The sequence below is a fragment of the Cyclobacterium salsum genome (assembly GCF_010119245.1).
Lineage (GTDB): Bacteria > Bacteroidota > Bacteroidia > Cytophagales > Cyclobacteriaceae > Cyclobacterium > Cyclobacterium salsum.
This window is the reverse complement of sequence record NZ_WNKG01000020.1, coordinates 1-13,717: the sequence shown is the minus strand read 5'-3', so window position 1 is coordinate 13,717 and position 13,717 is coordinate 1. Positions and strand designations below refer to the sequence as shown.

The following is a 13,717-nucleotide window of genomic DNA, read 5'->3' as shown; positions in this document are numbered from 1 at the left end:
TAAATTCTATTTTATAAATTTATTTAAACCTCTTTCCAGAGAATGTTCACATAGCCATCCTAAGCTCTCTATTAATGAAGTATCGGCCACCAGTTCATTTACTTCACCTTTACGATCCGGAATGGCTCCAAAGTTTAAGGTCGTGGTTGAATTATTCAGAATTTGTTTGCACATTTCCACAACTGAACGCAAGGAATAGCTTTTTCCGGATCCAACAGGAATAATACTTACACTGTCAAGATCTTCGATCCTGTTTAATATTACATCAAAAGCGGAAACCACATCGTCAATATATATAAAATCCCTTTTTTGCAGTCCTTGGGTAAAATCAATCGAAGATTCCTTATTAAGCAATTTTTTGATCACCATACTGATAAACTTCCAATCCGCATCCCCTGGACCATAAAAATATTCCAATTCTACATTGACGCTATGAATTTCCTTTTTCTTATGAAGCAGCCAATCCTGGAACTGGGCTTTTGAAAGGGCATAGGCATTGATATTCCTGGGAAGTGAGGAGGCGGTATTGATAAAATGCTTTACATCGTTTTGAATAGCCAATTCCAATAACCTTAGCGGAAATAACGTATTGGATTCCATAATATCGCTCAAGTCTTCTCCATTTCTTCCATAGGATGCAGCTACATGAACGATGGTATTGATCTTTTGTGCATCAAAAACCCTTTCCCAATTTGGTTGATCCACGTTGTACCAACTGCATCGATCCAAATACCCTTCCAATTGTTGCGTAGAAGAAGTAGATCGCTTCAAAACTACTAATCGATGTCCCTTATCAATCCAAAACTTCAATAAATGACTACCCAGAAACCCGGTAGCTCCGGTTAATAAAATGGTCTTACCCGCCATCAAAAATTCAAACCAAAAAACTCCTCCAACTTATCCGCAACAAATTCAAAGTGCTCTTCTCCCAATGCAGGGTAAAGACCAATCCAAAACGTATCTCGCATGGTTTTATCCGTATTTTCCAGGCTACCGACCACTCGATGAGGTACCCCTTTAAAATAGGGTTGGCGAATAAGATTGCCAGCAAACAGCAAGCGCGTACCGATTTTATGTTGGTCCAGGTATTGCGTTAATTGCACCCGTTCGGTACCACAGCCATCTTTTAGGGTCATCGGAAATCCAAACCAGGAAGGTTCAGAATTTGGCGTCGGCTCCGGTAGGTGAATAAAATCGCTTAGCGACGCAAGTCGATTCCGTAGGTAGCTAAAGTTTTCTCTTCGTTTTTGGATAAATCCTTCCACCTTGTCCAATTGCGCCAGCCCGCAAGCCGCCTGCATATCCGTGATTTTCAGGTTATAGCCGGCATGCGAATACACATACTTATGGTCATACCCAAAGGGTAGTTCTCCATGCTGCTGTGCAAAGCGACAGCCACAGGTATTGTCTTTTCCGGGCGCACAGTAGCAATCCCTTCCCCAGTCCCGGAAGGATTCTGCGATGACCTTGAGTTCTGCATTATTGGTAAAAACCGCTCCTCCCTCTCCCATGGTAATGTGATGGGCAGGATAAAAGCTAAGCGTACCGATATCCCCAAAGGTTCCCACTTTTTGCCCTTTGAAGGTCGCCCCCAGGGCGTCACAGGTATCTTCCACCAGCCAGAGCTTGTACTTTTTGCAGATTTCGGTCACCTTATCCAAATTGAAGGGATTTCCCAGGGTATGGGCCAGCATAATGGCCTTGGTTTTTGGGGAAATCGCTGCCTCAATCAGGTCCGCATTGATATTATGCGTGGCCAAATCCACATCCACAAAAACCGGAACGGCTCCAAATTGAACCACGGGATTGACGGTAGTAGGAAATCCCGCAGCAACGGAAATCACCTCATCTCCTTTTTGAATGGCTCGATCGCCCAGCTTGGGAGAGGTTAGCGTACTGAATGCCACCAAATTAGCGGAGGATCCACTGTTGACAGACAGGGCAAATTTCACGCCCAAAAATGCGGCTAACTTTTGTTCAAAAGCCGCATTAAACCTCCCGGTGGTCAACCATCCATCCAACGAGGCCTCCACCATATTTATCAATTCCTCTTTTCCCAGCACCTTACCGGAAGGAGGTATGACGGACTGTCCCGGTACAAACTGCTGAGGAGCATATTTCTCTTCGGCATATTTTTCTACCAGCTCGAGTATTTGCGTTTTAATATTCAAGGCTACTTCCATTTCTTTTCGTCAATAGGTGTTAATTTCATTTAAACAATGGACTTGCATATCGGATCCATTTCGAAACCGATCATGCCAATCCAAAATTTTCTTTAGTACTTTTTCGATTTCCCACTTGGGATACCAGTTAAGACCGGTCTTGGCTTTGGAGCAATCCAATTTTAAAAACCGGGCTTCATGGGGTTGGGGATTTTCATCGAGCTTCCAGGAAGCAGCTCCTTCCCAAATAGAAACCATCTCATCCAAAATCCATTGTACCGACTTACAGTCTTTATCTTCCGGACCAAAATTCCAGGCCTCTGCATATTTATTCCCTTCCGTAAACAGACTCTCGGCCAAAATCAGGTAGCCACTCAATGGCTCCAGTACGTGCTGCCAGGGCCGGGTGGCCAATGGATTTCGGATCACCACTGCTTCTCTTTTTTCAAAGGCTTTGATCGCATCCGGAATCAAACGATCTCCCGACCAATCCCCTCCCCCAATCACATTTCCCGCCCTGGCAGAAGCCAAAGCAGGTGTGTCCGGGTGGGAAAAAAAAGACCTTCTATAGGCAGAGGTAACTAATTCAGCACAACCCTTACTAGAACTGTAGGGATCGTATCCCCCCATCGGTTCATCTTCCCGATACCCCCAAACCCATTCCTTATTATCATAGACTTTATCAGTAGTAACCGATACGATTGCCTGAAGGTTGGGACAGGATTTGGCTGCTTCCAATACGTGAACCGTACCCATCACATTGGTGGCGTAGGTTTCTACCGGCTGCGCATAAGATAACCTCACCAAGGGTTGTGCTGCCATATGGATCATGATATCCGGATTAAATGCCCTCATGGATTTAGTAATTCCCTCCAAATTTCGAATATCCCCATATTCACTTTCCAAAAGGGAGGCGACTTTGGCCACCTGAAATAATGCGGGGTCGGTATCTGGTTCTAAGGCAAAACCCTTTACTGCGGCACCCATGGAAGTTAGCCAGAGGCTCAGCCAACTTCCTTTAAAGCCGGTATGCCCGGTAAGGAACACTCGTTTTCCCTTCCAAAAATCTGGATCTACTTTTCTTATTCCCATATTTTCCAGGGTGCTTTTTCCGATTCCCACAATTCCTGAAGTTTTGTTTTATCGCGAAGCGTGTCCATGGGCTGCCAGTACCCTTCGTGTCGGAAGGCCATCAATTGCCCATCCTTTGCCAATGACATCAGAGGCTCCTGTTCCCATACCGAGGCATCGTCCGGAACCCGGCTAACTACTTCCGGAGAAAGCACAAAGAATCCGCCATTGATCATGGCTCCATCTCCTTTCGGTTTTTCCTTAAAACTTCTGATTTGATCCCCCTGTATATCAATAGCCCCGAATCGCCCGGGCGGATAGGTGGATGTCATGGTAGCAAGCTTCCCGTGATTTTGATGAAATTTTAGAGAGGCACTAATATCTACATCTCCTACCCCATCTCCATAAGTAAAACAGAAAGCTTTTTCATCTTTGATATACTCATACACCCTTTTCAGCCTGCCTCCGGTCATGGTTAGGTCCCCCGTATCCACCAGGGTTATCTTCCAGGGTTCCACTCTTTTTTCATGAACCTCCATGGTATTGCTTGACATGTCAAACGTCACATCGGATTGATGCAAAAAGTAATTGGCAAAGTATTCTTTGATCACATATCCCTTATACCCACAACATATCACAAAATCATTGACTCCATGCGCCGAATACAATTTTAAAATATGCCATAAAATAGGCTTTCCTCCTATTTCGACCATGGGTTTTGGTTTTAAGGCGGTTTCTTCACTCAGACGGGTGCCTAAGCCTCCTGCTAAAATTACTGCTTTCATAAGGTATTAATTTGATGGAACAAATGCGTCCGAATAAAAATTAGTGTTATATAAGCCCAGATCTGTTGCTTTCGTTTCTGCCTGCTGAATCATGTCATCGGAGCCGCAGGCATATACGACCGTCGAAGTCCAATCCAGTTCCAATTCTTCCATCTTGTCCTGCACGTACGCTTTGGTTTTTCCTTCCCGGGACAACACCGGTACAAAGGTTATATTCTCCTGATTTGGATTCCAAAAAAGCTCGGATCGATACTTCATTCCCCAAAGCAGAATGACCTTCCGGAATTTTTTTAAACGGTCCTGATTTTGAGGGCTTTTTAAAATGGCTTGAATGGGTGCTATCCCGGTACCTGTGGCCAGGAAAACCAATGACTCCATTTCCGTGTGGTTTCGCAGAAAAAAGGTACCGTTTGCAATTTCGATTCGTAGCAAGTCGTTTACCTTGGCCTGAGAAAACCAATACCCACTCATTTGGCCGTTGGGATAATTCTTAACGATGAGTTTGATTTCCTTTTCGGTCGAGGCACTTGCAATGGAATAACTTCTTTTGATGCCGTTCCAAAGGACATTCAGGTATTGACCTTCAAGAAATTGAGGGGTTTGATTGGGAGGCAGTCGCAATCCTATTTCAACGATATCTTCCGTTAATGGAGTAATGGAATTAATTTTGGCGGGAATGGTAATCGGACTAGCAAACCCGTATTGACTCAAATCCTCTGCTTCCAGGTAAAGATCGGACAGCGGTTTGCGGATGCATGAGAGTATATAATTTTCTCTTTTCTCTATAACGGACAGCGGTAACTCATCCGAATCCGTAATTGTCTCTCCCTTTATAACTCTAACTTTACAGGAGGAACATCTCCCGGAAAGGCAGGAATGATCCAGATACAAATCGTTCCTCCTTGCCCCTTCTACAATAGACTCAGATTCTTTGCAAAGAAATGATTTACCATCAAGTAAGGTGATTTTATGCATGTATTTCTTGTTGGTACTGTTTTTATTTGGTTTTTTACTACCTGCTGGTAGTTAGGCTGGATCGGAGATTTGTTAAGGGTTAAGAGCCTTGTTTTGGGTTGTTATTGTGGTAACGGGATGTTTTCCGGCAGAGCTGTTGTTCAGCAGCTCCCTAGCTTTGTTAAGGGTTAAGGGGCTTGTTTTTGGTTGTTGTCGTGATAGCGGGGTGTTGTCCGGCTGCGGTGTAGTTTTGCAGCATCCTAGAAGTGTTAAGGGTTAAGCGGTTGTGCAAAAATCCGTTGGATTTTTGGGATTACAACTGTTTAACCCTTAACAACCACGATTCCATTTCTATCTAGTTCAACTGCCAGAAACATCCTCTGAGCTACTCACAACCTCCCGAGCCATATTAACCCTTAACAACCACGGTTCTACTTCTATCCAGCTCAACTGCAAAACAGCCCCTAAATACTCCTCTGCCCATAACGAGCCACTTTAACCCTTAACCTCCACGATTCCACTACAAATAAGCTCAACTGCAAATCGATCCATCCCAACTACTCAGCCCGTTTCGAACCATATTAACCACCACCTCTCCACTCCTAACCAGCTTCCCTGCAAATCAGCCCATCTATACTCCTCTGCCCTTCCCGAGCCAATTCTTCCACGACTTCTTCTCTTCCTGATCTTCGGCATAGTAGCCGTAACCATAGCCATAGCCGTAGCCATAGCCGTAGCGGTGGGCTTTTTTCTCCACCCCGTTAAAGATCAGGTAGGCCTTGTTGAGGATTTGTTGCTTCTTTAGAGTATTGATATGCTCGATAAACTGCTTCTGACTGTAATTGTAGCGGACCACAAAGAGGCAAACATCGGCCAGTTGGAGCAAGTCCAGGGATTCGGAGACCAGGCCTACCGGCGGGGTGTCCAGGATAATGGTATCGTAGCACTCCCGCATCTCTAGCAGCAGCTCCCGGAAGCGATCGGTGATCAGCAGCTCGGCGGGATTGGGCGGTATGGGACCGGAGGCGATCACATCCAGGTGCTCGTAGTCGGTAGCCTGAATCACGGCAGTTAGCTCCGTTTCCTGCCCGCTGAGGTAGGTGGATAATCCGTTTTTGTTTTTAAGCCTAAAATCGTCAAAGATTCGCGGCTTGCGCAGATCGCAGCCGATCAATAAGGTCTTTTTGCCGCTCAGGGCATAGACCGAGGCCAGGTTGATGCTGCTAAAGGTCTTTCCCTCTCCGGAAATGCTGGAAGTGATCATGATCACGGAAGGTTGGTCCCGGGGCAGAATAAAATTCAGGTTGGCCCGCAGGGAGCGGAAAGCCTCCGTAACCCCGGAGCGGGGATGGTTAAGCACCACCAGGTTGCCCTTTTCTTCACTCTGATTGATGCTGCTCAGCAGCGTGAGGTTGGATCTCCTTTCCAGTTCCTTGCCGTCTTTGATTTTGGTATTGAAATAGTTACGCAGCAGGCTGAAGCCCACGGGTATCGCCCCTCCCAGAATCAAGGCAATCAGGAAGGTCAGGGCCTTTTTAGGACTGATCGGGTTGCGATTTACCAGTGCCGTTTCGACAATTTTATTGCTGGGGGTATTGGAGGCCCGGGTAATGGCGGACTCGGCCCGTTTTTCCTGCAGAAAGGTATAAAGCTCTTCGTTTAGGGAAAACTCCCGCTGAATGCGAATCAGGTTCTGCTCGGTCTGCGGCAGGCTGCCAAAGGTCCGTTCGATCCGGGCGATGCGCTCTTCCAGGTCGGTGATCAGCAGTTGGGCGTTCTGGTCCACATTTTGGAGCAGTTCCAGAATGGACTGATTCATATCACTGATCTTCCGGTTGACCTCCCGGACTGGCGGCGAAATCTCCGTCAGCCGGGAGGCATGCATGGACTTTTCGGCCTGGAGCTCCAGCAAGTTTTCGATCAGGGTGTTCAGAATGGGGTCTTCGATGCCCAGGCCGGAGGGCACCACAATCTGGTTATAATCCTCCCGCTGCAGGTAGCGGCGAAGTTGTTGGAAATACTGCCTTTTAAACTTCTCCTGGGCCAGCTCGGTTTCCAGTTCTTTGAGTTGGTCGAATATGGCCGATCCTTCCGAGCTGATATCGTAGGTGGCGTTATTGGAGCGGAAGCTCTCCAGACGATCTTCGATGTACATCAGGGAATCGGAGAGCACTACCAGCTGGGCATCGATAAAGTCGATGGTGTTGGTGGCCATGGTGTTTTTTTCCTGCAGTTCGTTTTCCAGGTACACGGCCTGCAGCGTATTCAGGTAATCCTGGCCCTTGGAAGGCGTCGCTGTCTTTAGTATGAGTTCCAAAATGGTGGATTGCTTGTCCATGGGGGAGATCTGTAGGTTCTCGCCCGTGTACTGGTTGACCAGCCCGTAACGGTCGCGCAGGCGGATCAGCAGTTCGCCCTCGCTATCGGCTCCCGTCAGCCCCACGCGGAAGCGGTTCATGGGCAGCTCCACCCAGTCCCCAAAGCGAAAGGTCTGGGAAGGAGAAGCGGGATCTTCCAGCGACTCCCGGGAATCGCTATCCGGAAAGATCTGGTTAAACTCAGTATCCTCATAGCTCAGGGTAAAGGTCTGCCGGTCGGACCAGCGGATGCGGATCAGGCCGTTGGCAAGCTGGGGATGCGTCCAGTCCACCTCCACGGCAATGGGGGTTTTCTGGTACAGTTCCTTTTGCACAAAGACCTCTTCCTGATAATACTCCACGTCAAAATCGAGTCGGTCCAGGGCGGCTTCGGCGATGGGGCGGGATTTGAGGATGATCATCTGGTTGCCCAGCACCATTTCGTCCCCTCCCATCATGCCCAGTCCGGTGGTTTCAAAAATCCCGGAAAGGGAGCTTTCCTTTTCCTTGACAAAAAACTTGGAAGACACCTGGTACACCGGCACGGAAAAGCGGATGATCAGGTAAGCCAGGGAAAGGGTGATGACCAGGGAAAGCAGTATATAGAACCGGATGCGCCAGACTTGCAAGAGCAGGTCCTTGACATCGATCAGGTCTTCTTCCGGCACTGCCACCGGCGGCCGTTGCGGGTCGGGTTGATTCATTCTTGGGCTGAAATTATATCGTTAGTGTTGTTTTGAAAAGGTTTAATTGTTTAACTGGTCTTTTTTGGTTAACTGTATGAGGAAGCTTTTCTCAGGATAGTAAACTAATCGCAATCAAATCCCCCTTTTAAGGGGCAAAGCCTGTTCCGACCAAAGTCGGGAGGGGATTTTTCCGTGCATTTTCAAGTTCAGAATAATACGGAAGTTATGATGGTTACGTAAGTAAATCCCCCTAACCCCCTTGGTAAGGGGGAGTCGTGTGCGTTTGATTGATCGGAAATCAAAAGCCTTGCAGTTCCCTGCCCGATTACATTTTCCAAAATTTAGCAGCATAGCCCAATTTCAGCAAATCCCCCTTTAAAGGGGGCAAAGCCTGTCCCGACCAAAGTCGGGAGGGGATTTTTCCGTGCATTTTCAAGTTCAAAATAATACGAAAGTTATGATGATTACGTAAGTAAATCCCCCTAACCCCCTTGGTAAGGGGGAGTCGTGTGCGTTTGATTGATCGGAAATCAAAAGCCTTGCAGTTCCCTGCCCAATTACTTTACATAAATTCAGCAGCAAAGCCCAGTTGCAGCAAATCCCCCTTTTTTAAAGGGGGTAAGGGGGATTTTTTTCGGGCATTTTCAATTTATAATAAACGGAATTTATGATGATTACGTAAGTAAATCCCCCTAACCCCCTTGGTAAGGGGGAATTGTGTACGATATACCACTGAATTTTTTCAAGCGCTATAGCCTCGCATCCACCTTCTCCTTATCCAAAACTGCCTTTACGTCGAAGACGACCAGGTCTTTGCTTTTTTGGATGGGGAGGGATTTGAATTTTTGGTGGGCAACGGCCAGGATGATGGCGGAGTAATCGGCGATATCCGGGCACTCCTCTCCGTCGATGATTTCCAGCCCGTATTCGTGGGATACTTCTTCCTTATTGGCCCAGGGATCGTACACGTCTACGTCCATGTCGAAGGTGCGCAGCTCCTGGTAAATGTCGATCACGCGGGTGTTGCGCACGTCGGGGCAGTCTTCCTTAAAGGTAAAGCCCAAAATCAGCACCTTGGAATCGATTACTTTCAGGTCTTTGCGCATCATGTGCTTGATCACCTCCGTGGCCACGTGCTTGCCCATGGAGTCGTTTAGCCGGCGACCGGCCAGGATGATCTCCGGATGGTAGCCTACTTCCTGGGCTTTCTGTGCCAGGTAAAAGGGATCCACACTAATGCAATGGCCTCCTACCAGGCCGGGTTTGAAGGGCAGGAAGTTCCACTTGGTACCCGCAGCGGCCAATACCTCCTGGGTATCGATCTGCAGCAGGTTAAATATTTTGGAGAGTTCGTTGACAAAGGCGATGTTGATGTCCCGCTGGGAGTTTTCGATCACCTTGGCGGCTTCGGCCACCTTGATGCTGCTGGCCTTATGGGTGCCGGCGGTGATCACTTCCAGGTACAGGCGGTCCACGTATTCGGCCACCTCCGGCGTGGAACCGGAGGTCACTTTCAATATTTTGGCGACGGTATGTTCCTTGTCTCCCGGGTTGATGCGTTCGGGGGAATAGCCGGCGTAAAAGTCTTCGTTATAGCGGAGGCCGCTTACTTTTTCCAGTACGGGCACGCATTCTTCTTCCGTTACCCCGGGATAGACGGTGGATTCATAGATGACCACGTCGCCTTTTTTGAGGTACTTGCCGATGGTTTCGGAAGCCTTGAGCATGGGCGTGAGTACGGGCCGGTTGTGCCGGTCGGTGGGAGTGGGCACGGTGACCACAAAAACCTGGCAATCGGCCAGTTGGGCTGCATCGCAGGTATTGAACAGTCCTTTTTGCCCCGGTTGGGGGTTGTTGGAAAGTACCTTTTTGAGGTCTTCGTCGGCTACTTCCAGGGTAAAGTCTTTACCGGCATTGAGTTCGTTGACTCTTTTTTCCGAGATATCGAATCCGATGACGGGAAATTTTTTGGCAAATTCCACGGCCAGGGGCAATCCTACATAGCCCAGGCCGATTACGGCAATTTTTACATCAGAAAAAGGTGTTAATGGAGCAGTCATCGATTAAATAGTTTTATTTGAATGAAAAAAACGTAAAATAAAGTGCAAATATAAGTGTTTTGGGTTTATCAGTGTATGTTAGGTTAACAGTATTTCAGGGTTTGAAGCAAACCTTCGAGGTCTCGAAGACCTCAAAGGTTATCGGGTATGCAGACCTTTGGGGTTTTCCCAACCCCGAAGGTCTTTTTCGAGGATGCATAGCGTTTCGGAGTTCGCCCAAGCCAAAAACTCTTTCATTGAACGTATATGAAACAAACCTTCGAGGTCTCGAAGACCTCAAAGGTGATCGCGTATGCAGACCTTTGGGGTTTTCCCAACTCCGAAGGTCTTTTTCGAGGATGCATACCGTTTCGGAGTTCGCCCAAGCCAAAAACTCTTTCATTGAACGTATATGGAACAAACCTTTGAGGTCTCGAAGACCTCAAAGGTTATCGGGTCTTAAGGAAATCCCCCTTGCCCCCTTATTAAGGGGGATTCATTTACGTTCGACTTGGTAGTCTGAAAAAACCTGTCCATACCCCAAGCCGATTACGTTACCTAAATTCAGCAGCAAATCCCAATTTCAGCAAATCCCCCTTTTTAAAGGGGGCAAGGGGGATTTTTTCGTGCACTTCTAATTTAGAATAAACTGATTTTTTGATAGTTACGTAATGAAATCCCCCTAACCCCCTTGGTAAGGGGGAATTGGTTTCGTTTGGATTGACGTATACGTTTTTAACGGTTCGTTTAGTCAGCCCGATCACATTTCCTAAAATCAAACAGCAAAGCCAAATTGAACCAAATCCCCCTTTAAAGGGGGCAAGGGGGATTTTTTCGTGCACTTTCAATTTAGAATAAACTGACTTTTTGATAATTACGTAAGCCCCCCTACTAACCATTTCACGATAGTAGAAAACTACGAAGATCAATGGCATGAATGCCTTCATGGGTATTTCCCGAAAAGGGATCCATGGTGATGACCTTCTTCGGATAGTTGTCTGCGATCTTTTTTAAATTCCCAAATTCGCGTTCCATGGTATTGGAATCATTGATGGTCAACGCTACCTGAAAGTACACTTTCTCGCCCTCTTTTTCAGCCACAAAGTCTACTTCATTGTTTCCCAAAACGCCTACCCGGACTTTGTAACCTCTGAACACCAGGTGATTGTACACGGCATTTTCCATTATCTTGCCCCTGTCTTCCAAGCGGTATCCCCAAAGTCCGTTTCGGATCCCCAGGTTTTCAAAATAATATTTCTCCCCTATTTCAAACAATCGTTTTGCTAGATTTTGACTTATGTGTGAGTACGTAATCGCTTAAGTTTTCTGCGGAATTGATAAAGGAAAAAGCCAAATCTTCTTTATTGATATAAAGGATGGATGCATCTGGCATTTCCTTTTGTACTAATTGAATGATCTGGAAAAGCAAATAGCTTTTACCCACCCTGCGTTGCCCGGTCAGGACCTTGATGATATTTTTCCCGATAAACGGCCGTAGCTTGTTGAGATAATGCGCTCGGACATGAATATGTGGCGGAAGCTTAAGCTCCATTTCTATATATACATTTATAACTTTTTCTAATTTTTAGTAAAGTTATAAATATAATTTAAATAAAATGACAGAATCGGTGGGGTAAGGGGCTTGTTTCTGGTTGTTGTGGTGGTAATGGAATGTTGTCCGGCTGGGGTGTTTTGCTGCAGCATCTTAGAAGTGTTAGGGGTTAAGCGGTTGTGCAAAAATCCCTTGGATTTTTGGTTTTACTATCGTTTAACTCTTAACCACCACGGTTCAACTTTTATCTTGTTCAACTGCCAGAAACATCGTCTGAGCTACTCACCGCCTCCCGAGCCATATTAACCCTTAACAACCACGTCTCTACAACAAATAAGCTCAACTGCAAATCACTTCGCCTCAACTACTCAGACCGATTCGAACCATATTTACCACCACGTCTCTACTCCTAAACAGCTTCCCTGCCAGAAAAACTTTCCGAGTCACTGATTTATTGATAGTTTCGTAAGTAAATCCCCCTTGCCCCCTTATTAAGGGGGATTCATTTACGTTCGACTTGGTAGTCTGAAAAAACCTGTCCATACCCCAAGCCGATTACCTTACCTAAATTCAGCAGCAAATCCCAATTTCAGCAAAACATCCCTTCGCTACTACCCTGCCCGCTCAGCACCCCTCTGGGCACAGCTTCGCCTCCTGAGTCCCATAAATCTCTTTGGAACCCACCGGAAGGCTTGGAAATCGAAGACAAAAAAATGAATTGCTTTTGGAAACGGCAACCCTTTTCGCAATTAATTCACGGGTCTTTTTTGCTTTCTAATTAATGGCGTTCAGTACCAGCAGCACGGCAGACAAGGTGGTTACTGCCAGCTGAAAGGTCTGTACGAAGTTGACACCGGTACCGAGTTCCCGTACCTTCATGGGTTCGGCGTATAGCATGTCATTGGGCCGGATAAAGTAAAATTCAGATTCGACGATTCGTTGGTCGTTCAGGTTGACGCGGAAGGATTTGGTTCCTTCGGGGTATTGGCGGATCAGGACCACCTCGTTACGCTTGGCAGTGGTGGTCATGTCGCCGGCATGGGCGATGGCCTGAAAGATGCTGATGCGATTTTGCAGGATGGTGAAATTGCCATTCCGGTTAAATTCTCCCAGCGCAGAAAAGCGCACGCCACCGAGGCGGACACGGACGAAGAAATCTTCTTCGTTTACATAGGCTTTGAGTTTTTCTTCGATCAGGGATTGCGCTTGTTTGGTGGTCAGGCCCAGCAATTCGATCTCTCCGAGCAGGGGGATTTCCACATTGCCGTTTTCGTCCAGGGTGTAACCGTTGATAAAAAAGATATCGCCCCCGTTTTGGGCCCCTTGGGCCATATTCATCTGCATCCGTTGATCTCCACTGGCGATGCCAAAAATTTCATTCAGTTCTTCGGAGGTGGTTTTGACATTGATATCCACCACGTCGTTGTACTGCAGGTAATAGTCTTCGGTCATGTTGGGCACCAGTTCGCTTTCGGTATAGAGCGGTATTTCCTCATCGGTTTCCTGCAGGTAGATGATGCGTTCGTTGGAAATACAAGAGGCTGTCATTGATACCACCGAGGTGGCAAAAAGTAGAAATTTAAAGATTTTCATTTATAGGGAATAAGGAAACTTCGCAATTGGGCTCAAATATATTTAAAAGCAGGGCAGCAAAAAAACAGAAGGCACCTTTTTTCAGCTCTTCGGTGAAAATATATATTTTAAATCTTTGGTTGGTAGGGTGTTTTGTGAAATTTGAATGAAAACTATTGATTTTTTATTTCACCACGGATATGGGATGGCTATTAGTCGCCTAAGCGGTGGTTAAGGGTTAACTGGCTCGTTATCGGCTGGACTTTGGGGTCTGGCTTTTTTGCATTTGGAGCTGGTTTTGGGTTCAATCGTGGTGGTTAAGGGTTAAACAATTGTACCTAAGAAATCAAATCATCCCACCATCGAATCATGAAACCATTAACCCTCAGTCCCTCTAACTCTATTCCCAAAACCTTTGTGTCCTTTGTGCATCCTTCGTGTGCTTTGCGTCTAAAGCCTCGGATTACGATTCTCTATTTTTTGTCACAGAGGTATTATGTTTGAAAAGTGAAGCATAAGCTAAGATTCGTAACTTAAAG

General features: G+C 46.6%; 10 protein-coding genes. All 10 read right to left on the bottom strand.

Going from position 1 to position 13,717, the window contains the following annotated elements; translation table 11 throughout:
* Window positions 1–6 precede the first annotated feature (6 nt).
* The 10 genes from GJS45_RS22880 to GJS45_RS22840 all read right to left on the bottom strand — a co-directional run bounded on the left by GJS45_RS22880 (window position 7) and on the right by GJS45_RS22840 (window position 13,154).
* Window positions 7–867, bottom strand: coding sequence for an NAD-dependent epimerase/dehydratase family protein (locus GJS45_RS22880; RefSeq protein ID WP_162344218.1), 861 nt, complete (start codon window positions 865–867; stop codon window positions 7–9).
* The gene (gene rfbH, locus GJS45_RS22875; RefSeq protein WP_162344217.1) at window positions 867–2,183 is read right to left on the bottom strand and encodes a lipopolysaccharide biosynthesis protein RfbH; all 1,317 of its coding nucleotides are present in this window, start codon (window positions 2,181–2,183) and stop codon (window positions 867–869) included. Before rfbH ends, GJS45_RS22880 begins: the two co-directional genes overlap by 1 nt.
* Before the next feature lie 9 nt (window positions 2,184–2,192).
* Window positions 2,193–3,254, bottom strand: a complete 1,062-nt coding sequence (gene rfbG / locus GJS45_RS22870) for a CDP-glucose 4,6-dehydratase (RefSeq protein WP_162344230.1) — start codon at window positions 3,252–3,254, stop codon at window positions 2,193–2,195.
* A complete protein-coding gene (gene rfbF / locus GJS45_RS22865) occupies window positions 3,245–4,018 on the bottom strand; it encodes a glucose-1-phosphate cytidylyltransferase (RefSeq protein WP_162344216.1) in 774 nt (257 codons plus the stop codon). The genes rfbG and rfbF overlap by 10 nt, the downstream gene beginning before the upstream one ends.
* Before the next feature lie 6 nt (window positions 4,019–4,024).
* Window positions 4,025–4,993 carry an FAD-binding oxidoreductase gene (locus GJS45_RS22860; RefSeq protein ID WP_162344215.1) on the bottom strand — a complete coding sequence of 323 codons (969 nt, stop codon included), beginning with the start codon at window positions 4,991–4,993 and terminating at the stop codon, window positions 4,025–4,027.
* A 610-nt stretch (window positions 4,994–5,603) separates the two neighbouring features.
* Entirely contained in the window at window positions 5,604–8,033 is a 2,430-nt protein-coding gene (locus tag GJS45_RS22855) for a GumC family protein (RefSeq protein ID WP_162344214.1), read from the bottom strand.
* 731 nt (window positions 8,034–8,764) lie between these two features.
* Window positions 8,765–10,075, bottom strand: a complete 1,311-nt coding sequence (locus GJS45_RS22850) for a nucleotide sugar dehydrogenase (RefSeq protein WP_162344213.1) — start codon at window positions 10,073–10,075, stop codon at window positions 8,765–8,767.
* Between the two features lie 879 nt (window positions 10,076–10,954).
* Window positions 10,955–11,329 (bottom strand): ATP-binding protein, encoded by a 375-nt coding sequence (locus GJS45_RS23880; protein WP_235954930.1) that lies wholly within the window; start codon window positions 11,327–11,329, stop codon window positions 10,955–10,957.
* Entirely contained in the window at window positions 11,322–11,606 is a 285-nt protein-coding gene (locus tag GJS45_RS23875; protein WP_235954929.1) for an AAA family ATPase, read from the bottom strand. Before GJS45_RS23875 ends, GJS45_RS23880 begins: the two co-directional genes overlap by 8 nt.
* 774 nt (window positions 11,607–12,380) lie before the next feature.
* The gene (locus GJS45_RS22840) at window positions 12,381–13,154 is read right to left on the bottom strand and encodes a polysaccharide biosynthesis/export family protein (RefSeq protein WP_394366612.1); all 774 of its coding nucleotides are present in this window, start codon (window positions 13,152–13,154) and stop codon (window positions 12,381–12,383) included.
* Window positions 13,155–13,717 lie beyond the last annotated feature (563 nt).